The 22,062-nt window shown below is 61.2% G+C and carries 19 protein-coding genes and 1 other RNA gene; 18 read left to right on the plus strand and 2 right to left on the minus strand.

Features of this window, described 5'->3' with window-relative positions:
* Window positions 1-131: 131 nt before the first annotated feature.
* Window positions 132-506, minus strand: coding sequence for a YraN family protein (locus tag AC3ISG_RS04555; RefSeq protein WP_122535928.1), 375 nt, complete (start codon window positions 504-506; stop codon window positions 132-134).
* A complete protein-coding gene (locus tag AC3ISG_RS04560) occupies window positions 503-2,317 on the minus strand; it encodes a penicillin-binding protein activator (RefSeq protein ID WP_205486815.1) in 1,815 nt (604 codons plus the stop codon). Before AC3ISG_RS04560 ends, AC3ISG_RS04555 begins: the two co-directional genes overlap by 4 nt.
* 222 nt (window positions 2,318-2,539) lie before the next feature.
* Between AC3ISG_RS04560 and rsmI the strand changes: the two genes are divergently transcribed.
* The 18 genes from rsmI to lpxC all read left to right on the plus strand — a co-directional run bounded on the left by rsmI (window position 2,540) and on the right by lpxC (window position 22,002).
* Window positions 2,540-3,445, plus strand: coding sequence for a 16S rRNA (cytidine(1402)-2'-O)-methyltransferase (gene rsmI, locus AC3ISG_RS04565; protein ID WP_489299456.1), 906 nt, complete (start codon window positions 2,540-2,542; stop codon window positions 3,443-3,445).
* A gap of 86 nt (window positions 3,446-3,531) precedes the next feature.
* An RNA gene (rnpB, locus tag AC3ISG_RS04570) (RNase P RNA component class A) lies at window positions 3,532-3,889 on the plus strand.
* A 306-nt stretch (window positions 3,890-4,195) separates the two neighbouring features.
* Window positions 4,196-4,651 (plus strand): division/cell wall cluster transcriptional repressor MraZ, encoded by a 456-nt coding sequence (gene mraZ / locus AC3ISG_RS04575; RefSeq protein WP_037017349.1) that lies wholly within the window; start codon window positions 4,196-4,198, stop codon window positions 4,649-4,651.
* The gene (gene rsmH, locus AC3ISG_RS04580) at window positions 4,648-5,595 is read left to right on the plus strand and encodes a 16S rRNA (cytosine(1402)-N(4))-methyltransferase RsmH (protein ID WP_489298602.1); all 948 of its coding nucleotides are present in this window, start codon (window positions 4,648-4,650) and stop codon (window positions 5,593-5,595) included. The genes mraZ and rsmH overlap by 4 nt, the downstream gene beginning before the upstream one ends.
* A complete protein-coding gene (gene ftsL / locus AC3ISG_RS04585; protein ID WP_037014701.1) occupies window positions 5,592-5,885 on the plus strand; it encodes a cell division protein FtsL in 294 nt (97 codons plus the stop codon). The genes rsmH and ftsL overlap by 4 nt, the downstream gene beginning before the upstream one ends.
* The gene (locus AC3ISG_RS04590) at window positions 5,885-7,630 is read left to right on the plus strand and encodes a peptidoglycan D,D-transpeptidase FtsI family protein (protein WP_206084628.1); all 1,746 of its coding nucleotides are present in this window, start codon (window positions 5,885-5,887) and stop codon (window positions 7,628-7,630) included. The genes ftsL and AC3ISG_RS04590 overlap by 1 nt, the downstream gene beginning before the upstream one ends.
* On the plus strand, window positions 7,630-9,093 hold the full coding sequence (locus AC3ISG_RS04595) for a UDP-N-acetylmuramoyl-L-alanyl-D-glutamate--2,6-diaminopimelate ligase (protein WP_489298603.1): 1,464 nt from the start codon (window positions 7,630-7,632) through the stop codon (window positions 9,091-9,093). Before AC3ISG_RS04590 ends, AC3ISG_RS04595 begins: the two co-directional genes overlap by 1 nt.
* Complete coding sequence (locus AC3ISG_RS04600) at window positions 9,086-10,456, plus strand: UDP-N-acetylmuramoyl-tripeptide--D-alanyl-D-alanine ligase (protein ID WP_489298604.1); 1,371 nt, start codon at window positions 9,086-9,088, stop codon at window positions 10,454-10,456. The genes AC3ISG_RS04595 and AC3ISG_RS04600 overlap by 8 nt, the downstream gene beginning before the upstream one ends.
* Complete coding sequence (gene mraY, locus AC3ISG_RS04605; protein ID WP_122622481.1) at window positions 10,456-11,538, plus strand: phospho-N-acetylmuramoyl-pentapeptide-transferase; 1,083 nt, start codon at window positions 10,456-10,458, stop codon at window positions 11,536-11,538. Before AC3ISG_RS04600 ends, mraY begins: the two co-directional genes overlap by 1 nt.
* A gap of 5 nt (window positions 11,539-11,543) precedes the next feature.
* On the plus strand, window positions 11,544-12,890 hold the full coding sequence (gene murD, locus AC3ISG_RS04610) for a UDP-N-acetylmuramoyl-L-alanine--D-glutamate ligase (protein ID WP_489298605.1): 1,347 nt from the start codon (window positions 11,544-11,546) through the stop codon (window positions 12,888-12,890).
* The gene (ftsW, locus tag AC3ISG_RS04615; protein ID WP_037014687.1) at window positions 12,887-14,104 is read left to right on the plus strand and encodes a putative lipid II flippase FtsW; all 1,218 of its coding nucleotides are present in this window, start codon (window positions 12,887-12,889) and stop codon (window positions 14,102-14,104) included. The genes murD and ftsW overlap by 4 nt, the downstream gene beginning before the upstream one ends.
* On the plus strand, window positions 14,091-15,164 hold the full coding sequence (gene murG, locus AC3ISG_RS04620; protein ID WP_489298606.1) for an undecaprenyldiphospho-muramoylpentapeptide beta-N-acetylglucosaminyltransferase: 1,074 nt from the start codon (window positions 14,091-14,093) through the stop codon (window positions 15,162-15,164). The genes ftsW and murG overlap by 14 nt, the downstream gene beginning before the upstream one ends.
* Window positions 15,157-16,617: a UDP-N-acetylmuramate--L-alanine ligase gene (murC, locus tag AC3ISG_RS04625; protein ID WP_122535939.1), complete on the plus strand. Its 1,461-nt coding sequence runs from the start codon at window positions 15,157-15,159 to the stop codon at window positions 16,615-16,617. The genes murG and murC overlap by 8 nt, the downstream gene beginning before the upstream one ends.
* Complete coding sequence (locus AC3ISG_RS04630) at window positions 16,614-17,573, plus strand: D-alanine--D-alanine ligase (protein WP_122622478.1); 960 nt, start codon at window positions 16,614-16,616, stop codon at window positions 17,571-17,573. The genes murC and AC3ISG_RS04630 overlap by 4 nt, the downstream gene beginning before the upstream one ends.
* Before the next feature lie 3 nt (window positions 17,574-17,576).
* Window positions 17,577-18,449 carry a cell division protein FtsQ/DivIB gene (locus tag AC3ISG_RS04635; protein WP_122535941.1) on the plus strand — a complete coding sequence of 291 codons (873 nt, stop codon included), beginning with the start codon at window positions 17,577-17,579 and terminating at the stop codon, window positions 18,447-18,449.
* A 15-nt stretch (window positions 18,450-18,464) separates the two neighbouring features.
* Complete coding sequence (ftsA, locus tag AC3ISG_RS04640) at window positions 18,465-19,724, plus strand: cell division protein FtsA (protein ID WP_037014678.1); 1,260 nt, start codon at window positions 18,465-18,467, stop codon at window positions 19,722-19,724.
* A 63-nt stretch (window positions 19,725-19,787) separates the two neighbouring features.
* Window positions 19,788-20,978, plus strand: a complete 1,191-nt coding sequence (gene ftsZ / locus AC3ISG_RS04645; RefSeq protein ID WP_074884474.1) for a cell division protein FtsZ — start codon at window positions 19,788-19,790, stop codon at window positions 20,976-20,978.
* A gap of 112 nt (window positions 20,979-21,090) precedes the next feature.
* Entirely contained in the window at window positions 21,091-22,002 is a 912-nt protein-coding gene (lpxC, locus tag AC3ISG_RS04650) for a UDP-3-O-acyl-N-acetylglucosamine deacetylase (protein ID WP_065992158.1), read from the plus strand.
* The last annotated feature ends 60 nt before the right edge of the window (window positions 22,003-22,062 follow it).

The raw sequence follows: 22,062 nt of genomic DNA on the forward strand, positions 1-22,062 counted from the left end.
TAAGGGATAAAGCGCAATACGGTTCCCGGCTAAAGCCGGTCCTACAGGGCTTGATGCGCCTCCAGTGGGACCGGCTTTAGCCGGGAAGGCGGCCGATCTTACGCTGCAAACCCCACGGAATCATCGCGTTTTCAGCAATCGAACGCATTTGTCAGCCAATTCAGCACCGGTGATGTGCCAGGGTCGCCATTGATCGCGACGACGTCGAAGCGACACGGTGAATCGGCCCAGCGTACCTCGCTTTGCAGAAAGGATTGAGCCGCCAGCGTGAGCTTTTTCTGCTTGCGAAAATCGACGCTTTCCAGTGCGCCACCCCAACCGGCGTGGCGACGATACCGAACTTCGACGAATACTACTGTATCGCCGTCGAGCATGACCAGATCAAGCTCGCCGCGTTTGCATGACCAGTTGCGGGTAATCAGCTGCAATCCATGCTGTTGCAGGTGACGCAGGGCGTAGGCTTCGGCCTCGCGCCCTGCCGTTTGACGGGTGGTGCCTGAGGTCAAGGCGCGGTGTCCGGCAGGCGCTGGACCTTGCCATCCACAAACTCTGCCCATGGCAGCTGACGCTCGATGCGTTGACCCTGACCGATCGCCAGGCTGCCGGACAAGCCGTCGATGCGGCTGTCAGGCAGGGTTTTCAGCTGAGTCAATCGTGGCGCCAGACGGTACGCGTCGATGCCCATGGCGTAGAGACGGCCCAGGCTGCCGGCAGCTTGTGGCCACTGAGCGGTCACTTGTTGGCGCAGCGGGTCGTTTGCGTTCAACAGCCAAGGGGTTTCGCAGAAGCGCACACCGTTCAGGTCGTTGTACATCGCCGGGTCGCCGCTGTTGGTGAACAGGTGCGAAGTGGCGTAAACCGGAACATCACCGGCGTACTGGAAGACCATGGTTGGCTTGATCTGTTGAGCCTGTTGAGGCGTTGCAGCGAGGAACATGAAGTCCACGTCCTGGCGGCGGGAAGGCTGAGCGGCCATCTGCGTGCCAGTGGCGCTTTGCACTCGCTGGGCGCGGCCTTCGCTGTTGCGCAGCTGGAACAGATCGGCAACCTGTTGAGCGAGTGCGACCGGCTGATCGATGCGTTCAGCACCCAGCAAGGTGCCGCCCTTGGCCTGCCAGCTTTGACGGAAGGCCTCCAGCACGCGATCACCCCATTCGCCCTTCGGCACCATGGCCACCGCACTGCGCTTGCCATCGGCCCAGGCACGGCGCGCTACTTCGCGGGCTTCGTCTTCAGCGGCCAGACCGAACTGGAACAGCTCCGCAGGGCCTTGAGTGACTGAATCGCTGTAATTCAGCGCCAGCGTAGTAATCGGCAACTGCGGACGTGCGCTCAACTGTTTAACCAGTGGTTTCTCAAGCGGACCGACCACCAGCTGCACGCCGGCCGCCTTGGCTTGCGCATAGAAGGCGTCCATCGACGTCACGCGGGAGCTGTCGAACACTTCGATCGCCGGTGGCTTCTCGCCGGCCTGCTGGGCTTGATAGTTGGCGGCCATGAAGCCGTCACGCAGAGCGCGCGATACCGCGGCGAGAGGACCGTCTTGCGGCAGCAGCAACGCGATCTTGGTCAACGGCTGGCTCTTCAGGTCACGCAATTGCGCGAGGGCGGTCGGCAGCTGACGCGCCGCAGGGTGCTGCGGGTTCTGCGCCTTCCAGTTGTCGATGGCCGCCTGTTGCTGTTCCAGTGTGCCGGCACCCTTGACCGCGCGGGCCAGGCTCAGCCAGCCGCCCATGTCATCGTTGGCCGAGCTTTGCAGCTGCTCGGGTGGCAACGCGGCAACCAGCGTCCAGATGGCGTCGTTGTTGGCGTTCAGGGCATCGCCTTGCAGCAGCGGGCCCATGAAGACGCGCTCGCTTGCAGCGGCGAGGGTCTGGCCGTCTGCTTCAAAAGCACGGGCGCGCACAGTGTGAGCACGGGTTTGCAGATCAACCGGCATTTCGCCCAGATGCTGCATGCTCGGGTGGTTGAGAGCGGTCAACGCGGCTTTCGGCTGGCTGCGACCCAATGCCAGTTCGGCAGACAGGGTGTTGGCGTAGATTTGTTTGTCGGTCTTGAGCTGGTCCATTTGCACCTGCTCGAGGATGCTCGCGGCGCGGCTCGGGTTGTTCTGGCGGGCTGCCAGATCGGCCGCCGTCAGTTTCAACAGTGCGGCCTGATCAGGCGACTTGGCCGCTGCGGCCTGTTCGAGCAATTGTTCGATGCTGGCATCGGGGGAGCGAGGCAGTTCGCCAAGGCTGGAGGAGGGCGAACCGGCACAGGCAGCCAGGAGGGCGGCAAGGCAGAGGGCAGAGAACAGCCGCAGGCAAGCGATCATGTGTATGTTCCTGATACTCGAGCAAATTAGCGTGGAAGTGTACCCAAGCACTGGCCGGGGCGCGACGTTGAAGGTGTTAAAGCGTTGATATCGGTCGTCTCCGGGCACGTCAGTGGACCTGAGTCGCAAGGTCGCGGAGTCGCTGTCGTGATGCCGCGGTTCGAGTTGCTTTTCTGGCCTTACGGGGTGCGACGTCCTGTTTTGTCGGCCGCAGCCTGTACAATGCAGGCTTTTACACAACATGAGGTGTGCGCTTTGACTGCTCCGGGTGCTTCGAATTCCACTACAGGCGCGCTTTATGTGGTGGCCACGCCGATTGGCAACCTGGATGACATGAGCGCCCGTGCCTTGAAGGTGCTGCGCGATGTCTCGCTGATCGCGGCGGAGGATACCCGGCACTCGTTACGGCTGATGCAGCATTTCGGTATCCCCACGCCGTTGGCGGCATGCCATGAGCACAACGAGCGCGAGGAGGGCAGCCGCTTTATCACACGCTTGCTGGCGGGCGATAACGTTGCGCTGATTTCCGATGCCGGCACGCCGCTCATTTCCGATCCTGGCTACCATCTGGTGCGGCAGGCCCGGGCAGCAGGTATTCAAGTGATCCCGGTCCCGGGCGCCTGCGCCTTGATCGCGGCGCTGTCTGCGGCGGGCCTGCCTTCAGACCGCTTCATCTTCGAAGGCTTCTTGCCGGCCAAATCCGTGGGTCGCAAGGCGCGGCTCGAACTCGTCAAGGAAGAACCCCGCACGCTGATCTTCTATGAAGCGCCCCATCGCATTCTTGAGTGCCTTCAGGACATGAAAGAAATCTTCGGCCCGGACCGTCCCGCGGTGCTCGGTCGCGAATTAACCAAAACGTTCGAAACCCTCAAGGGACTGCCGCTGTCCGAGTTGCGTGCCTTCGTTGAAGGGGACAGCAATCAGCAGCGCGGTGAGTGCGTGGTGCTCGTAGCGGGCTGGAGTGAGCCGGAGGGCGAGGATGCGATTGGCGCCGAAGCGAGGCGGGTGCTGGATCTGCTGCTGGAAGAAATGCCCCTCAAGCGTGCCGCCGCACTGGCTGCGGAGATCACAGGCGTACGCAAGAACCTGCTTTATCAGGTGGCGCTGGATAAACAGAAGGGCGTGTGACGGGATGTCGCGGGTGGCTCTGCAAATGGCGCGAGAGCCGATTAAAGCTTGTTCTCGAGCCGTCCTCCCATTAACCTTGGCGGCGGAGAGTCGATTGGACAGTCGCTGCCTTTCATTGTTCTGCAATGAAGGGGGGAGGAAAGTCCGGGCTCCATAGGGCGGAGTGCCAGGTAACGCCTGGGGGGCGCGAGCCTACGGAAAGTGCCACAGAAAATAACCGCCTAAGCACTTCGGTGCCGGTAAGGGTGAAAAGGTGCGGTAAGAGCGCACCGCACGTCTGGCAACAGGTCGTGGCTAGGTAAACCCCACTCGGAGCAAGACCAAATAGGGTTCCAAGGCGTGGCCCGCGCTGGAACCGGGTAGGTTGCTAAAGATGTCCAGTGATGGCCATCGTAGAGGAATGACTGTCCTCGACAGAACCCGGCTTACAGATCGACTCTCCACCTTCTTTTCTTCCCCTCGTTTGTACGATTTATCCCCTCCGGTAATACCAAAAAAATCTTAAACCTCACAAATCACTTTAACTTCGTACGCCATCCTTTTGTTCGTCCTAGGAAATATCCGTAGGACCGATCCGAAATCCGCCACATCTTCTTCGTAAGTGCTCCTAAATATCCGTCCTGTAAGGGTTTTCCTCGTGAAGTCGCCTTGACGGTGTGGTGGGCGCATTCCTATAGTGTGCGCGAGTGGCGGAAAGTGGCGTGAAGTGGGTTTTTTGAGCTCAAAAAGATAATATTTGGAGATCGCGCCGTGTTTCGTGGTGCAAACGCAATCAATCTCGACGCAAAGGGCCGTCTCGCTATGCCGAGCCGGTACCGTGACGAGTTGGATTCGCGTAGCGCAGGGCAGCTGATCGTCACCATTGATACCGTCGACCCGTGCTTGTGCATCTATCCGCTTCCGGAATGGGAGCTGATTGAGGCCAAGTTGCGCGAGCTCGCCACATTCCGTGAAGAAAACCGTCGTCTGCAGCGGCTGTTGATCGGTAACGCAGTGGATCTGGAGCTGGACGGCAGTGGGCGTTTCCTGGTGCCGCCACGTTTGCGTGAGTACGCCAAGCTCGATAAGCGAGTGATGCTGGTAGGCCAGCTCAACAAGTTTCAACTGTGGGATGAGGACGCCTGGAACGCACTTGCTGATGCGGACCTTGCGGCCATTCAAAAACCGGGTGCGATGCCCGATGAACTGCGTGATTTGATCCTGTGACTACGAATAGCGGCTTTACCCACATCACCGTACTGCTCGAAGAAGCCGTCGAGGCTCTCGCGGTGCGCGCCGATGGCTGCTATCTGGATGGCACGTTCGGTCGTGGCGGACATAGCCGCCTTATATTGCAGAACCTGGGGCCGGAGGGTCGGCTTCTCGGATTCGATAAAGATCCCCAAGCGATTGCCACCGGGCAAACGCTGGCGGCCGAAGACGGCCGCTTTGTCATTGTGCAGCGCAGCTTTGCTGAACTGGGCGCCGAAGCTCAAGAACGCGGGTTGGCGGGCAAGGTCAGCGGCATTCTGCTGGATCTCGGTGTGTCGTCGCCACAACTGGACGACCCCGAGCGCGGCTTCAGCTTCATGAACGATGGCCCCCTCGACATGCGCATGGACCCGTCCCGCGGCATCAGCGCAGCCGAGTTCGTCAACACTGCGCCCGCCGAAGAGATCGCCCGCGTTTTCAAGGAATACGGCGAAGAGCGTTTCTCCCGCCGCATGGCCGGTGCTGTCGTGGCCCGCCGCGAGACTCAGCCGTTCGAGCGCACCGGCGATCTCGCCGAAGTGCTGAAAGTGGCCAACCCGGCGTGGGAGAAGGGCAAGAACCCGGCGACTCGTGCATTTCAGGGCTTGCGCATTCACGTCAACAACGAGCTGGGCGATCTGGAGGCAGGCCTTGAGGCTGCGCTGGAGGCCCTTGAAGTGGGTGGCCGTCTGGTGGTCATCAGCTTTCACTCGCTGGAAGACCGCATCGTTAAATTGTTCATGCGCAAACTGGTGAAGGGCGAAGCCGACAACCTGCCGCGCAACCTGCCGATCCGTCATCAGGCGTTCGAGCCGCGTATCAAATTGATCGGCAAGGCGCAGTTTGCGTCCGATGATGAAACCCGCGCCAATCCGCGTTCGCGCAGCGCCGTCATGCGCGTCGCGGAGAAACTCCGATGAGCCGCGGCTTCTTCAAGCCCCTGCCGGGCGGCAGCTTCTTTATGCTGATGCTGTTTATCGCCGTGCTGGTGTCGGCGATCGGTGTGGCGTACAGCGCGCACTGGAACCGTCAGTTGCTCAACTCCCTTTACGGTGAACTCAGCGTGCGCGACAAGGCGCAGGCCGAGTGGGGCCGCCTGATTCTTGAACAAAGCACCTGGACCGCCCACAGCCGTATCGAAGCCCTGGCCACCGATCAGCTGAAAATGCGCATTCCGAACGCCGCCGATATCCGGATGGTGTCGCCATGATGAAACTTGAAGGGGCGCTCTACCCGTGGCGGTTCCGTGTCGTGGTCGGTCTGCTGTCGGTCATGGTTATCGCGATCTGCTATCGCATTGTCGACCTGCAAGTCATTGACCATCGCTTCCTGATCGAACAGGGCGATGCGCGCAGCCTGCGTACCGTTTCGATTCCTGCCCACCGTGGTCTGATCACCGACCGCAATGGTGAGCCCCTTGCCGTCAGTACGCCGGTCACTACCATTTGGGCGAACCCGTCCGAAATGCAGGCCGACAAGACCAAGTGGGGTCAACTCGCGCAGGCGCTGGGGCAGGACCCCAAGGCACTGACGGATCGCCTCAACGAGCAGGCAAGCAAAGAATTCATCTATCTGGTCCGTGGCCTGACCCCGGAACAGGGTCAGTCGGTGCTCGATCTGAAAGTCCCGGGCGTTTACGGCAAGGAAGAATTCCGCCGCTTCTACCCGGCGGGTGATGTCACTGCGCACATGGTCGGCTTTACCGACCTCGATGATCACGGTCGTGAAGGCGTAGAGCTGGCGTATGAAGACTGGCTCGCCGGCGTCCCCGGCAAGCGGCAGGTCATCAAGGACCGGCGCGGCAGGATGATCAAAGACCTGCAAGTGAAGAAAAACGCCAAGGCCGGCAAGACCTTGGCTTTGTCTATTGATCTGCGCCTGCAATACCTGGCGACCCGCGAGCTGCGTAACGCGATTCAGGAAAACGACGCCAAGGCCGGCAGCCTGGTGATCATGGACGTGAAGACCGGCGAAGTGCTGGCGATGGTCAACCAGCCGACTTACAACCCGAATAACCGTCGCACCATGGTGCCGGCCGCGATGCGCAACCGCGCGATCATCGATGTGTTCGAGCCGGGTTCGACCATGAAGCCGATCTCCATGACCGCTGCATTGGAAAGCGGCCGCTGGAAGCCGAGCGACAAGGTCGAGGTATACCCGGGTACGTTGCAGATCGGTAAATACACCATCCGTGACGTCACCAAAACCGAAGGCCCGATCCTCGACCTGACCGGCATCCTGATCAACTCCAGTAACGTCGGCATGAGTAAAGTCGCGTTCGATGTGGGTGGCGAAGCGATTTTCCGCGCCATGCAGCGTGTGGGCCTGGGTCAATACACCGGCCTCGGCTTCCCGGGTGAGCGCGTCGGCAACCTGCCGAACTACCGCGAGTGGCGCAAGGCTGAAACCGCAACGCTGTCGTACGGCTACGGCCTGTCGGTCACAGCGTTGCAGTTGGTGCACGCTTATGCGGCATTGGCCAACAACGGCAAGATCGTGCCGCTGACCATTCTCAAGACCGATAATCCAGCCGAATCGGTTCAGGCCATTCCGGAAGCGACGGCCAAGACCGTGCAGGGCATGTTGCAGCAAGTGATCGAAGACCCGCGCGGCGTTTACCGTGCGCGCGTTCCGTCGTATCACGTGGCGGGCAAGTCCGGTACCGCGCGGAAAACGTCCGTGGGCACCAAGGGCTACGCCGAAAATTCCTACCGTTCGCTGTTCGCCGGTTTCGGCCCGATGAGCAACCCGCGTTACGCGGTCGTTGTGGTCATCGATGAGCCGAGCAAAGGCGGCTACTTCGGTGGTCTGGTTTCCGCTCCAGTGTTCAGCAAGGTGATGTCGGGCACGCTGCGCTTGATGAACGTGCGCCCGGACAACCTCGCACCGGTTCCGCCTGAGCAACAAGCCAATGCCGTGCCCGCCGTCGCTCCAGTCAAGGGAGGGCGTGGCTGATGTCTTTGAATTTGAGCAAGCTGTTTGCGCAATGCAATCGTGATCTGCTGATTCGCGAACTGACCCTCGACAGCCGCAAAGTGCGTCCGGGCGATCTGTTTCTGGCGATTCCGGGCCTTAAGTTCGACGGCCGCGAGCACATCACTGACGCCATCGCCCATGGCGCCGCAGCCATCGCTTATGAAGCCGAAGGCGCCAAGGTGCTGCCGATCACTGACATTCCGATGATTCCGGTCAAAGGCCTGGCAGCACAGCTTTCCGACATCGCCGGGCGCTTCTATGGCGACCCGAGCCGCAACCTGAACCTGATCGGCGTGACCGGCACAAACGGCAAAACCAGCGTGACTCAGTTGGTGGCGCAGGCGTTGGACACGCTTGGGCAGCACTGCGGCATCATCGGCACGCTGGGCACCGGCTTCTACAGCGAGCTGAAAAGCGGCATTCACACCACGCCGGATCCGATCTCTGTGCAGTCGACCCTGTACGACCTGAAAAGGGCCGGGGCCAAAGCGGTTGCCATGGAAGTCTCATCCCACGGGCTGGATCAGGGGCGGGTGACCGCGCTGGCTTTCGACGTGGCGGTGATGACCAATCTGTCCCGTGACCATCTCGATTACCACGGCACCATGGAGGCGTACGCGGCCGCCAAGGCCAAGCTGTTCGCCTGGAATGACCTGCGCTGCCGTGTGGTCAATCTCGACGACGCGTTCGGTCGCCAGCTCGCTGCGGCGCCGCACTCTTCACGGCTGATTACCTACAGCCTGGAAAACAGCAGCGGTTACCTGTTCTGCCGCGATGCGCATTTCGATGACGACGGCGTTCGCGCGACCCTGGTGACGCCACAGGGCAGCCATGCGTTGCGCAGCAGCCTGCTGGGCCGTTTCAACCTGAGCAATGTGCTGGCTGCGGTCGGCGCGTTGATGGGCCTTGATTATCCGCTCGACGACATCTTGAAAGTGCTGCCGACGCTGGAAGGCCCTGCTGGCCGGATGCAGCGTCTGGGCGGAGGTTCACGTCCGCTGGTGGTGGTCGATTACGCCCACACCCCTGACGCGCTTGAAAAAGTGCTCGCGGCGTTGCGTCCCCATGCAAAAGGTCAACTGACCTGCCTGTTCGGCTGCGGCGGCGATCGCGATCGCGGCAAGCGCCCGCTGATGGCGGAAGTGGTCGAGCGTCTGGCCGACAAAGTGCTGGTCACCGACGACAACCCGCGCAGCGAAGACCCGTCCCGTATTTTCGATGACATCCGCACCGGATTCGTCTCGGCTAACGCAGTGGACTTCGTTACCGGGCGTGGTCAGGCCATCGCGCAAATCGTTGCACAGGCGTCCGCCGCCGATGTGATCGTGCTGGCCGGCAAGGGCCACGAGGATTACCAGGAAATCAACGGAGAACGTCAGCCGTTTTCCGATCTTGAAGAAGCCACCAAAGCGCTCGACGCCTGGGAGGCCGCACATGCTTAAGCCGCTCTCGTTCAGCGAACTGCTCGTGCCGCTCGACGCGCGTCGTGTGGGCCATGACTGCAGTTTTTCCGGTGTCAGCATCGACAGCCGTGCGATCACGCCCGGCCAATTGTTCGTGGCGCTGACCGGCCCGCGTTTTGACGGGCACGACTACCTCGATCAAGTAGCCGCCAAAGGGGCGGTCGGCGCGTTGGTCGAGCGCGAGGTCCCGGGCAGTTCGCTGCCGCAGTTGATCGTCATCGACACCCGCAAAGCCCTCGCGCAACTCGGCGCGCTGAACCGCAATGCCTTTATAGACAAGCCGGTCGCTGCGATCACCGGCTCCAGCGGCAAGACCACCGTGAAGGAAATGCTTGCGAGCATCCTGCGCACGCGCGGTCCTGTGCTGGCGACGCGCGGCAACCTGAACAATGAACTGGGCGTGCCGTTGACGCTGCTGGAACTGGCGCCGGAATTCGATGCAGCTGTCATCGAACTGGGCGCGTCCCGTGTGGGCGAGATCGCTTTCACGGTCAGCCTCACCAAACCCCACGTCTCCGTCCTGACCAATGCCGGGACCGCTCATGTGGGCGAGTTTGGTGGTCCGGAAAAGATCGTTGAAGCCAAGGGCGAGATCATCGAAGGTCTGGACGCTCGCGGTACTGCGGTGCTTAACCTTGACGACAAGGCGTTCGATATCTGGGTGGCTCGCGCCGGCTCGCGCAAGGTGTTGAGCTTCGCGCTCAACAACAGCCGTGCTGACTTCTACGCCAGCGACCTGGGCATCGATGCGCGCGGTTGCCCGTCGTTTACGCTAAACACCCCGAACGGCTCCGCGCCGGTGCAGTTGAACCTGCTCGGCACCCACAACGTTGCCAATGCATTGGCCGCGGCCGCTGCTGCCCACGCGCTGGATGTATCGCTGGCAGGCCTCGTCACCGGGCTCGACAACGTACAGCCCGTCAAAGGCCGCACCGTCGCGCAACTCGCGCCGAGCGGCATGCGCGTCATTGATGACACTTACAACGCCAACCCCACCTCCGTGGCTGCCGCGACCGACATCCTCACCGGTTTCCCGGGCCGCAAGGTTCTGGTGCTGGGCGATATCGGTGAGCTGGGCGCCTGGGCGGAGCAGGGCCATCGCGATGTCGGCGAATACGCAGTCGGCAAAGTCGACGCGCTGTATGCCGTCGGTCCGTTGATGGCCCATGCGGTCAAGGCTTTCGGGCAGGATGCCCGCCATTTTGAAACTCAGGCCGAGCTGATCGAAGCGCTCGGCGCCGAGCACGATAAAAACACCACCATTTTGATTAAAGGTTCACGCAGCGCTGCGATGGAAAACGTCGTAGCGGCCTTATGCGGAACACGCCTGGAGAAACATTAATGCTGCTGCTGCTGGCCGAGTATCTGCAACAGTTCTACAAAGGCTTTGCGGTCTTTCAGTACCTGACCCTGCGCGGGATCCTTGGCGTGCTCACTGCATTGTCACTTTCCCTGTGCCTGGGCCCGTGGATGATCCGCGCCCTGCAGAGCAAGCAGATCGGTCAATCCGTGCGCAACGATGGACCTCAATCGCACCTGTCCAAGTCCGGCACGCCGACTATGGGTGGCGCGCTGATTCTGTCTGCAATCGGCATCGCGACTTTGTTGTGGGCCGACCTGAGCAACCGCTACGTGTGGGTCGTGCTGATCGTCACGTTGCTGTTTGGCGCCATCGGCTGGGTCGACGACTACCGCAAAGTGATCGAGAAGAACTCGCGAGGCCTGCCGAGCCGCTGGAAATACTTCTGGCAGTCGGTGTTCGGCCTGGGCGCGGCGATCTTTCTTTATATGACTGCGCAATCGCCAGTGGAAACCACGCTGCTGGTTCCGATGCTCAAAGACTTCAGCATCCCGATGGGCATTGGCTTCGTCGTGCTGACCTACTTCGTCATCGTCGGCTCCAGCAACGCCGTGAACCTGACCGATGGCCTCGACGGCCTGGCGATCATGCCCACGGTGATGGTCGGTGGCGCGCTGGGGATCTTCTGCTACCTGTCGGGTAACGTGAAGTTCGCGGAATACCTGCTGATCCCTTACGTGCCGGGCGCGGGCGAACTGATTGTGTTCTGCGGCGCGCTGATCGGTGCGGGTCTGGGCTTCCTCTGGTTCAACACCTACCCGGCTCAAGTCTTCATGGGCGACGTCGGTGCACTGGCACTGGGCGCGGCATTAGGCACCATAGCGGTCATCGTCCGTCAGGAAATCGTCCTGTTCATCATGGGCGGCGTTTTCGTAATGGAAACCCTGTCAGTCGTCATTCAGGTCGCATCGTTTAAGTTGACCGGCCGCCGCGTTTTCCGCATGGCGCCCATCCATCACCACTTTGAACTCAAGGGCTGGCCCGAGCCGCGTGTGATCGTCCGTTTCTGGATCATCACCGTGATTCTGGTGTTGGTCGGCCTTGCCACGTTGAAACTGAGGTAGAACGAGTGTCACTGATCGCTTCTGACCACTTCCGCATCGTTGTCGGCCTCGGCAAGAGCGGCATGTCCCTGGTTCGCTTCCTGGCGAACCGGGGCGTGTCGTTTGCTGTCGCCGATACGCGGGAGCACCCGCCAGAACTCGCGACGTTGCGCCGTGATTACCCGCAGGTCGAAGTGCGCTGTGGTGCGCTGGACGTTGAATTCCTGTGCCGCGCCGATGAGCTGTATGTCAGCCCCGGTCTGGCATTGGCCACCCCGGCCCTGCAGCAAGCGGCGATGCGCGGCGTGAAGTTGTCCGGCGACATCGAGCTGTTCGCTCGCAATGCCAAGGCGCCGATCGTGGCCATCAGCGGATCGAACGCGAAAAGCACGGTCACCACGCTGGTGGGCGAGATGGCTGCGGCAGCAGGCAAGCGTGTTGCTGTGGGCGGCAACCTCGGCACGCCGGCGCTGGATCTGCTCAGCGATGACGTGGAGCTGTATGTGATGGAGCTGTCGAGCTTCCAGCTGGAAACCACCGATCAGCTCGGCGCTGAAGTGGCGACCGTGCTGAACATCAGCGAAGACCACATGGACCGCTACACAGGCCTTCCGGCTTATCACCTGGCCAAGCACCGGATTTTCCGTGGCGCGCGGCAGGTGGTGGTCAATCGTCAGGACGCGTTGACCCGCCCGTTGATAGGTGAAGGCGTGCCGTGCTGGACCTTCGGTTTGAACAAGCCCGACAGAAACGGCTTCGGCTTGCGCGAAGAGAACGGCGAGAAATATCTGGCCTTCCAGTTCGACAACCTGCTGCCGGTCCGCGCGCTGAAAATCCGTGGCGGCCACAATCAGGCCAACGCCCTTGCTGCGCTGGCGCTGGGTCATGCGGTGGGTCTGCCGTTCGACGCCATGCTTGCCAGCCTCAAGACATTTGCAGGTCTCGTTCATCGCTGCCAGTGGCTGCGTGAGCTCAACGGCGTGAATTACTACGACGACTCCAAAGCGACCAACGTCGGTGCGGCACTGGCAGCGATCGAAGGCCTTGGCGCCGACATCGACGGCAAGCTGGTGCTGATTGCCGGCGGCGATGGCAAGGGCGCGGATTTCACCCCGCTCAAAGCCCCGGTTGCCGCCCATTGCCGCGCCGTGGTCCTGCTGGGCCGCGATGCGGATTTGCTCGCCGCCACCTTCGGCGATTCGGTGCCTCTGGTACGCGTCACTACATTGGAAGAAGCCGTGCAACGTGCTGCTGATATCGCTCAGGAAGGGGACGCCGTATTGCTGTCGCCCGCCTGCGCAAGCCTGGACATGTTCAAGAATTTCGAAGAGCGCGGACAACTGTTCGCCCGGGCCGTGGGGGACTTGTCATGATTTTTGGCGTGATCAAGCCGTACCCGTCGCCGATCATCAGCGGCCGTGGCGTTGACGTCGATTTCCCGATGCTCGCCGGTTGCCTCGCGTTGCTGGGCCTGGGCCTGGTGATGATCACTTCCGCGTCGTCGGAAGTGGCCGCCGTTCAGTCAGGCAACGCGCTGTACATGATGACCCGTCACCTGATCTATCTGGTGCTGGGCCTGATCGCCTGCGTCGCGACCATGATGGTGCCGGTCGCCACCTGGCAGCGTCTGGGCTGGCTGATGCTGATCGGCGCGTTCGGTCTGCTGATCGCGGTGATCGTGCCCGGCATCGGGCGCGAGGTGAACGGTTCGATGCGCTGGATCGGCTTCGGCATGTTCAACGTGCAGCCGTCGGAAATCGCCAAAGTCTTCGTGGTGATCTTCCTTGCCGGTTACCTGATTCGTCGCCAGCAGGAAGTGCGCGAGAGCTGGATGGGCTTCTTCAAGCCGTTCATCGTGCTGCTGCCCATGGCGGGTCTGCTGCTGATGGAGCCGGACTTCGGCGCCACGGTCGTGATGATGGGCGCAGCGGCGGCAATGCTGTTTCTCGGCGGCGTGGGCCTGTTCCGTTTCAGCCTGATGGTCGCGTTGGCGGTCGGTGCAGTGTTCGTGCTGGTTCAGGCTCAGCCTTACCGGATGGCGCGTCTGATTACCTTCACTGACCCGTGGTCCGATCAGTTCGGTTCCGGCTACCAGCTGACCCAGGCGCTGATCGCCTTCGGGCGCGGTGAATGGTTCGGCGTCGGCCTGGGCAACAGCGTGCAGAAGCAGTTCTACCTGCCGGAAGCCCACACTGACTTCGTGTTCTCGGTACTCGCCGAAGAGCTGGGCGTGGTGGGTTCGCTGGCCACGGTCGGGCTGTTTGTCTTCGTGAGTATCCGTGCGATGTACATCGGCATGTGGGCCGAGCGCGCCAAACAGTTCTTCGCCGCGTACACCGCCTACGGCTTGGCCTTCCTGTGGATTGGTCAGTTCCTGATCAACATCGGCGTGAACGTTGGTTTGCTGCCGACCAAGGGCCTGACCCTGCCATTCCTCAGCTACGGCGGCAGTTCGTTGATCATCTGCTGCGCGAGTCTGGGGCTGTTGCTGCGCATCGAATGGGAATCGCGCAACAACATGGGCAGTGAAGAAGCCGAGTTCCAGGAAAGCGACTTTGCCGAGGAGCCGACCCATGGCCGTCGGTAACGTTTTGATCATGGCGGGCGGCACCGGCGGACACGTCTTCCCGGCGCTGGCGTGCGCCCGTGAGTTCCAGGCCCGCGGTTACACCGTGCATTGGCTCGGGACGCCGCGCGGTATCGAAAACGAGCTGGTGCCCGCGGCTGGTTTGAAGCTGCATTTGATCAACGTCACCGGTTTGCGTGGCAAGGGGCGACTGTCGTTGCTCAAGGCGCCGTTCATGTTGATCAAGGCGTTGTTGCAGGCGCGCAAGGTCGTGCGTGAGCTGTCGCCGGTCTGCGTTGTTGGCTTCGGCGGCTACGTGACAGGCCCTGGCGGTCTGGCGGCGAAACTCGCTGGCGTGCCGCTGATTATCCACGAGCAAAACGCCGTCGCGGGCACGGCCAATCGCAGCTTGGCGTCCTTCGCCGCGCGGGTCTGCGAAGCGTTCCCGCAGACGTTCGCCGCATCGGCCAAGCGTCGCACCACCGGTAATCCGGTGCGCGCCGAGCTGTTTTTCGAGACGCCGCGCCAGACCCTGATCGGTCGCCGGCCGCGTTTGCTGGTGTTGGGCGGAAGCCTGGGCGCCGAGCCGCTGAACAAATTGCTGCCGGAAGCCCTGGCGCAAGTGCCTGCCGACATGCGCCCTGAAGTGTTTCACCAGGCCGGCAAGCATCACGATGAAGTGACCGCCGAGCGTTACCGCGCCGCCGGTGTCGAGGCGCAGGTCGCCCCGTTCATCAAAGACATGGCCCAAGCCTATGGCTGGGCGGATCTGGTGGTCTGCCGCGCAGGTGCGCTGACCGTCAGTGAACTGGCTGCTGCCGGGCTGCCGTCGTTGCTGGTGCCTTTGCCCCACGCGATCGACGATCACCAGTCGCGCAACGCCGAATATCTGGCTCGCGAGGGCGCTGCCTTCGTCATGCCGCAAGCGACAACTGGCGCCGCCGAAATGGCCGCTCGCCTGAAAGAGGTTTTGATGCAACCCGAACAATTGAACCGCATGGCCGTCACCGCTCGCCAATTGGCAAAGCCTGATGCCACCAACACCGTCGTCGACATCTGCCTGGAGGTGGCCCATGGTTGAGAATCAACGCGCCATGCCACAGCCGGAAATGCGCCGCATCCGTCGTATCCACTTTGTGGGCATCGGCGGCGTGGGGATGTGCGGTATTGCCGAAGTGTTGCTGAACCTGGGCTATGACGTGTCCGGTTCCGACCTCAAGGCTTCGCCGGTGACCGAGCGTCTCGAATCTTTCGGCGCGCAGATCTTTATCGGCCATCGCGCAGAAAACGCTTCGACGGCGGACGTGCTGGTGGTGTCCAGCGCAGTGAACACCTCCAACCCGGAAGTGGCCACTGCTCTTGAACGTCGCATTCCCGTGGTGCCGCGCGCTGAAATGCTGGCCGAGCTGATGCGCTATCGCCATGGCATTGCAGTCGCCGGTACCCACGGCAAAACCACAACCACCAGCCTGATCGCCTCGGTGTTCGCGGCCGGTGGCCTTGATCCGACCTTCGTGATCGGCGGGCGTCTGAACGCTGCCGGCACCAACGCGCAGCTCGGCACCAGCCGTTACCTGATCGCCGAAGCCGACGAAAGCGACGCGAGCTTCCTGCACCTGCAGCCGCTGGTGGCCGTGGTCACCAACATCGACGCCGACCACATGGCGACCTACGAAGGCGACTTCAACAAGCTGAAGAAGACCTTCGTCGAATTCCTCCATAACCTGCCGTTCTACGGTCTGGCCGTGGTTTGCATCGACGATCCGGTGGTGCGCGACATCCTGCCTTCGGTCAAGCGTCCGATCATGACCTACGGCTTCGATGACGCCGCCGACGTGCGCGCGATCAACGTGCGTCAGGACGGCATGCACACGCACTTCACCGTGCTGCGTCGTGACCGCGAGCCGCTGGACGTGTCGGTCAACATGCCGGGCAAGCACAACGTGCTGAACTCGCTGGCAACCATCGCCATCGCCACTGACGAGGGCGTCTCTGACGAAGCCATCATTCAGGGGCTGTCGGGCTTCCAGGGTGTCGGTCGTCGTTTCCAGGTCTACGGCGAGCTGCCGGTGGAAGGCGGCAACGTGATGCTGGTCGACGACTACGGTCATCACCCGCGCGAAGTGGCTGCCGTGATCAATGCCGTGCGCGGTGGCTGGCCGGACCGTCGTCTGGTCATGGTCTACCAGCCGCACCGTTACAGCCGCACTCGCGATCTGTACGACGATTTCGTGCAGGTGCTCAACGAGGCCAACGTGCTGCTGCTGATGGAAGTCTATCCCGCCGGTGAAGAACCGATTCCGGGTGCGGACAGCCGTCAGCTGGCCCATAGCATTCGTCAGCGCGGTCAGCTTGATCCGATCTACATCGAGCGTGGCGTCGAGCTGGCCCCGCTGGTCAAACCGCTGCTGCGCGCCGGCGACATTCTGCTGTGCCAGGGCGCCGGCGACATTGGCGGGCTCGCACCGCAATTGCTGAAGAGCCCGCTGTTCACCGGCGCCATCGTGGCCTCAACCGAAGGTAAGCTGAAATGACAGCCGCCCTGCAGTCCGCCCTGTTCTCGACGCTGGAGCCGAAACGCTTCGGGCGTGTCGCCGTGCTGTTTGGCGGCAAGAGCGCAGAGCGGGAGGTTTCCCTGAAATCCGGCAGCGCAGTGCTTGAAGCCCTGCAAAGCGCAGGCGTCGATGCGTTCGGTATCGATGTGGGCGAGGATTTCCTGCAGCGGCTGGTCAGCGAAACAATCGACCGCGCGTTCATCGTGCTGCACGGTCGCGGTGGCGAAGACGGCACCATGCAGGGTCTGCTGGAATGCCTGGAAATCCCCTACACCGGCAGCGGCGTGCTCGCGTCGGCGCTGGCGATGGACAAGCTGCGCACCAAGCAGGTCTGGCAGAGTCTCGGCTTGCCGACGCCCCGCCATGCCGTGCTGAGCAGCGAAGCGGATTGTATTTCTGCGGCGACGGAACTGAGCTTTCCTTTGATCGTCAAACCCGCCCATGAAGGTTCCAGCATCGGTATGGCCAAGGTGACTGGCGTCGACGAATTGATCGCCGCCTGGAACGCCGCCCGTACCTACGATTCGCAAGTGTTGGTTGAACAATGGATCGAAGGTCCGGAGTTCACCATCGCCTCTCTGCGTGGGCAGGTATTGCCTCCCATCGGTCTGGGTACTCCCCACAGTTTTTACGACTACGACGCCAAATACCTGGCTTCCGATACCCAGTACCGGATTCCATGCGGCCTCGATGCAGCCAAAGAAGATGAACTCAAGGCACTCACGGCTCGGGCCTGTGAAGCGGTCGGCATTGCCGGCTGGGCGCGCACCGATGTCATGCAGGACGCCGACGGCAAATTCTGGTTGCTGGAAGTGAACACCGTTCCCGGCATGACCGATCACAGTCTTGTGCCCATGGCTGCACGTGCGGCCGGGCTCGATTTCCAACAGTTGGTGTTAGCGATTCTGGCCGACAGCGTCCAGGTGGAAGGGTAGATCATGCACGGCGCAACGGTTCGTCATCAGCAATCCGCTACCGGCCGCAACAAGCCGGTGCCGCGGGGTGCCAGCCGCATGGTCGCCAAGGAGCCAATGTCGTCGCGCCTGTCGCGACCGAACTTCGGTTTCCTGCGCAGTCTGATGTGGCCGGTATTGTTGGTCGTGTTGGGGTTCGGGACGTACGAAGCCGCCCAGCGTCTGTTGCCGTACGCCGACCGTCCGATCTCGCGGATCAACGTTCAGGGCGACCTGAGCTACATCAGCCAGCAGGCCGTGCAGCAGCGAATCGCGCCGTACGTGGCGACGAGTTTTTTCAACGTCGACCTGGCCGGCATGCGCACAGAGCTTGAGCAAATGCCGTGGATTGCCCACGCCGAGGTTCGCCGCGTCTGGCCGGATCAGGTGGTGATCCGGCTGGAAGAACAACTACCGGTTGCGCGCTGGGGCGATCAATCCCTGCTGAACAACCAGGGTCAGGCATTCACTCCGCGTGAACTGGCCAACTACGAACACCTTCCGCAGTTGTTCGGGCCGCAACGGGCTCAACAGCAGGTGATGCAGCAGTACCAGGTCCTGAGCCAGATGTTGCGCCCATTGGGGTTCTCCATCGCTCGCCTGGAACTGCGCGAGCGAGGCAGCTGGTTTCTGACCACCGGCGCAGGCAATGCAGGCCCTGGCCTGGAACTGCTGCTGGGACGAGGCAACCTGCTTGAAAAGATGCGCCGCTTTATCGCCATCTACGACAAGACACTGAAAGACCAGATCACGAACATTGCGCGAGTCGACCTTCGTTACAACAACGGCCTGGCCGTTGGTTGGCGCGAGCAGGCAGCAGCGCCAACGACGGACAAACCCGCCGTCGCGAAGAATTGATAAGAGGCAGGACCCATGGCAAACGTGCAAAGCGGCAAAATGATCGTCGGATTGGATATCGGCACCTCCAAGGTGGTGGCGCTGGTAGGCGAAGTCGCGGCTGATGGCACGCTGGAAATCGTCGGTATCGGCACTCACCCGTCCCGCGGCCTGAAGAAGGGCGTGGTGGTGAATATCGAATCCACCGTGCAATCGATCCAGCGCGCTGTAGAAGAAGCGCAGTTGATGGCCGGTTGCCGGATCCACTCGGCGTTCGTCGGCGTTGCAGGCAACCACATCCGCAGCCTGAACTCCCACGGCATCGTGGCGATTCGCGACCGCGAAGTGAGCTCGGCCGACCTTGAACGCGTGCTCGACGCTGCCCAGGCCGTGGCGATCCCGGCTGACCAGCGCGTGCTGCACACCTTGCCACAGGACTACGTCATCGATAACCAGGAAGGCGTTCGCGAGCCACTTGGCATGTCGGGCGTGCGTCTGGAGGCCAAGGTTCACGTGGTGACTTGCGCGGTGAACGCGGCGCAGAACATCGAAAAATGCGTGCGCCGCTGCGGCCTCGAAGTCGACGACATCATCCTTGAGCAACTGGCCTCGGCTTACTCGGTGCTGACCGACGACGAGAAAGAACTGGGCGTGTGCCTGGTGGACATCGGCGGCGGCACCACCGACATCGCGATCTTCACCGAAGGCGCGATCCGCCACACCGCCGTGATCCCCATTGCTGGCGACCAGGTCACCAACGACATCGCCATGGCGCTGCGTACACCGACCCAGTACGCCGAAGAGATCAAGATCCGTTACGCCTGCGCCCTGGCCAAACTGGCCGGTGCCGGCGAGACCATCAAAGTGCCAAGCGTCGGCGACCGTCCGCCTCGTGAACTGTCCCGTCAGGCCCTCGCCGAAGTGGTCGAGCCGCGCTATGACGAGCTGTTCACCCTGATTCAGGCCGAACTGCGTCGCAGCGGCTACGAAGACCTGATCCCGGCCGGCATCGTGCTGACCGGTGGCACCTCGAAAATGGAAGGCGCGGTCGAACTGGCCGAAGAAATCTTCCACATGCCGGTCCGCCTCGGCGTGCCGCACAGCGTCAAAGGGCTCGCGGACGTTGTTCGCAACCCGATCTACTCAACCGGCGTCGGCCTGTTGCTGTACGGACTGCAAAAGCAGTCTGACGGCATCTCGCTGTCCGGCCTTTCCGGCTCCGGTAGCAGTTATAGCGATGAACCGAAGGCCCCAGTGTTAGAGCGTCTGAAGCGCTGGGTTCAGGGGAATTTCTAAGATTCAAAAAGTGGTAGGCAGGCAACAGGCGACATAAAACTAGAGAACTGAAGGAGAGGGAACATGTTCGAGCTCGTAGACAACATCCCACAAAGCCCGGTAATTAAAGTTATCGGCGTTGGTGGTGGCGGCGGCAACGCAGTCAATCACATGGTCAAGAGCAACATCGAAGGCGTCGAGTTCATCTGCGCCAACACCGATGCTCAGGCACTGAAAAACATTGGCGCACGTACCATTCTGCAATTGGGTACCGGCGTGACCAAAGGCCTGGGCGCAGGTGCGAATCCTGAAGTCGGCCGTCAGGCTGCACTGGAAGACCGCGAGCGCATCGCTGAAGTGCTGCAAGGCACCAACATGGTCTTCATCACCACTGGCATGGGCGGCGGTACCGGTACTGGTGCTGCACCGATCATTGCCGAAGTGGCCAAGGAAATGGGCATTCTGACCGTTGCGGTCGTGACGCGTCCGTTCCCGTTCGAAGGCCGCAAGCGCATGCAGATCGCTGATGAAGGCATCCGCGCGCTGTCCGAAAGCGTCGACTCGTTGATCACCATTCCCAACGAGAAACTGCTGACCATCCTCGGTAAAGACGCCAGCCTGCTGTCGGCTTTCGCCAAGGCTGACGATGTACTGGCCGGTGCCGTTCGCGGTATCTCCGACATCATAAAGCGCCCAGGCATGATCAACGTCGACTTCGCCGACGTACGCACCGTGATGTCCGAAATGGGCATGGCGATGATGGGCACTGGCTGCGCCAGCGGTCCGAACCGTGCGCGTGAAGCCACTGAAGCGGCGATCCGCAACCCGTTGCTGGAAGACGTGAACCTGCAAGGCGCTCGCGGCATTCTGGTCAACATCACTGCCGGTCCTGACCTGTCTCTGGGTGAGTACTCCGACGTGGGTAGCATCATCGAAGCGTTCGCCTCCGAGCACGCCATGGTCAAGGTCGGTACGGTTATCGATCCGGACATGCGCGACGAGCTGCACGTGACTGTTGTTGCTACTGGCCTGGGTGCAAAAATCGAGAAGCCTGTGAAGGTCATCGACAACACCATGCAGACCGCTCAAGCCGCACCTGCGCAGCAACATGCCGCACGCCAGGAGCTGCCTTCGGTCAACTACCGCGATCTGGACCGTCCAACCGTGATGCGCAATCAGGCACATGCGGGCGCAACAGCCGCCGCGAAGATGAACCCGCAAGACGATCTGGATTACCTGGACATTCCAGCGTTCCTGCGTCGTCAGGCTGATTAATGGGTTCTATCAGGGGTATAAGGGTGATTGGTGTTCAGCAAAGGCGGGGTCTGCTATCATCGCCAGCCTTTGTTGATACTAATTCGCGATACGCGCTGAAGCGGCCAATGCCATGATTAAACAACGCACCCTGAAAAATATTATCCGTGCCACAGGTATCGGCCTGCACTCTGGTGAGAAGGTTTACCTGACCCTCAAACCAGCGCCTGTGAACGCTGGCATTGTGTTTTTCCGTACCGACCTTGAGCCGGTAGTCCAGATCAACGCTCACGCGTTGAATGTGGGTGACACCACGCTTTCCACGACGCTGTTCAATGGCGACGTGAAGGTCGATACGGTCGAGCACTTGCTGTCGGCCATGGCCGGCCTTGGCATCGATAACGCCTACGTTGAGCTTTCTGCCTCCGAAGTTCCAATCATGGATGGCAGCGCAGGTCCCTTCGTATTCCTGATTCAATCGGCTGGCCTGGAAGAACAGGACGCACCGAAGAAATTCATCCGCATACTTAAAGAAGTGTGCGTAGAAGAAGACGGCAAGTCCGCCAAGTTCTTACCGTTTGAAGGTTTCAAAGTGGGGTTCGAGATCGATTTCGATCACCCTTATCTGAAGAACCGCACTCAAACCGCTTGCGTGGATTTTTCCAGCACTTCGTTTGTTAAAGAAGTAAGCCGTGCGCGGACATTCGGTTTCATGAAAGACATCGAATACCTGCGCAAGCACAACCTGGCCCTTGGCGGGAGCGTTGAAAACGCGATCGTCGTGGACAAGGACGGCGTGTTGAACGAAGACGGTCTTCGTTATGAAGACGAGTTCGTGAAGCACAAGATTCTGGATGCCATCGGTGACCTGTATCTGTTGGGCAACAGTCTGATCGGCGAGTATCAGGGCTTCAAGTCTGGACACGGTCTGAACAATCGTTTGCTTCGTGCGTTGATCGCTCAGGAAGACGCTTGGGAAGTTGTGACCTTCGAAGATGCCAGCACCGCACCGATCTCTTACATGCGCCCCGTTGCGGCGGTGTAAACAGTCTCTTCTTCCTAGTTTTTGATGTTTTCAGGCCACCTTCGGGTGGCCTTTTTTATG

Source organism: Pseudomonas sp. GL_135, from assembly GCF_057834665.1.

What these genes read in the sequence shown, in the direction of transcription:
- AC3ISG_RS04595 (WP_489298603.1), top strand. Translation starts at nt 7,630, where the DNA reads ATGTCTTTGAATTTGAGCAAGCTGTTTGCGCAATGCAATCGTGATCTG.
- murC (WP_122535939.1), top strand. Translation starts at nt 15,157, where the DNA reads ATGGTTGAGAATCAACGCGCCATGCCACAGCCGGAAATGCGCCGCATC.
- AC3ISG_RS04560 (WP_205486815.1), bottom strand. Translation starts at nt 2,317, where the DNA reads ATGATCGCTTGCCTGCGGCTGTTCTCTGCCCTCTGCCTTGCCGCCCTC.
- lpxC (WP_065992158.1), top strand. Translation starts at nt 21,091, where the DNA reads ATGATTAAACAACGCACCCTGAAAAATATTATCCGTGCCACAGGTATC.
- murG (WP_489298606.1), top strand. Translation starts at nt 14,091, where the DNA reads ATGGCCGTCGGTAACGTTTTGATCATGGCGGGCGGCACCGGCGGACAC.
- rsmI (WP_489299456.1), top strand. Translation starts at nt 2,540, where the DNA reads ATGCAGGCTTTTACACAACATGAGGTGTGCGCTTTGACTGCTCCGGGT.
- ftsW (WP_037014687.1), top strand. Translation starts at nt 12,887, where the DNA reads ATGATTTTTGGCGTGATCAAGCCGTACCCGTCGCCGATCATCAGCGGC.
- AC3ISG_RS04630 (WP_122622478.1), top strand. Translation starts at nt 16,614, where the DNA reads ATGACAGCCGCCCTGCAGTCCGCCCTGTTCTCGACGCTGGAGCCGAAA.
- AC3ISG_RS04590 (WP_206084628.1), top strand. Translation starts at nt 5,885, where the DNA reads ATGAAACTTGAAGGGGCGCTCTACCCGTGGCGGTTCCGTGTCGTGGTC.
- AC3ISG_RS04600 (WP_489298604.1), top strand. Translation starts at nt 9,086, where the DNA reads ATGCTTAAGCCGCTCTCGTTCAGCGAACTGCTCGTGCCGCTCGACGCG.
- ftsZ (WP_074884474.1), top strand. Translation starts at nt 19,788, where the DNA reads ATGTTCGAGCTCGTAGACAACATCCCACAAAGCCCGGTAATTAAAGTT.
- ftsL (WP_037014701.1), top strand. Translation starts at nt 5,592, where the DNA reads ATGAGCCGCGGCTTCTTCAAGCCCCTGCCGGGCGGCAGCTTCTTTATG.
- mraY (WP_122622481.1), top strand. Translation starts at nt 10,456, where the DNA reads ATGCTGCTGCTGCTGGCCGAGTATCTGCAACAGTTCTACAAAGGCTTT.
- AC3ISG_RS04635 (WP_122535941.1), top strand. Translation starts at nt 17,577, where the DNA reads ATGCACGGCGCAACGGTTCGTCATCAGCAATCCGCTACCGGCCGCAAC.
- ftsA (WP_037014678.1), top strand. Translation starts at nt 18,465, where the DNA reads ATGGCAAACGTGCAAAGCGGCAAAATGATCGTCGGATTGGATATCGGC.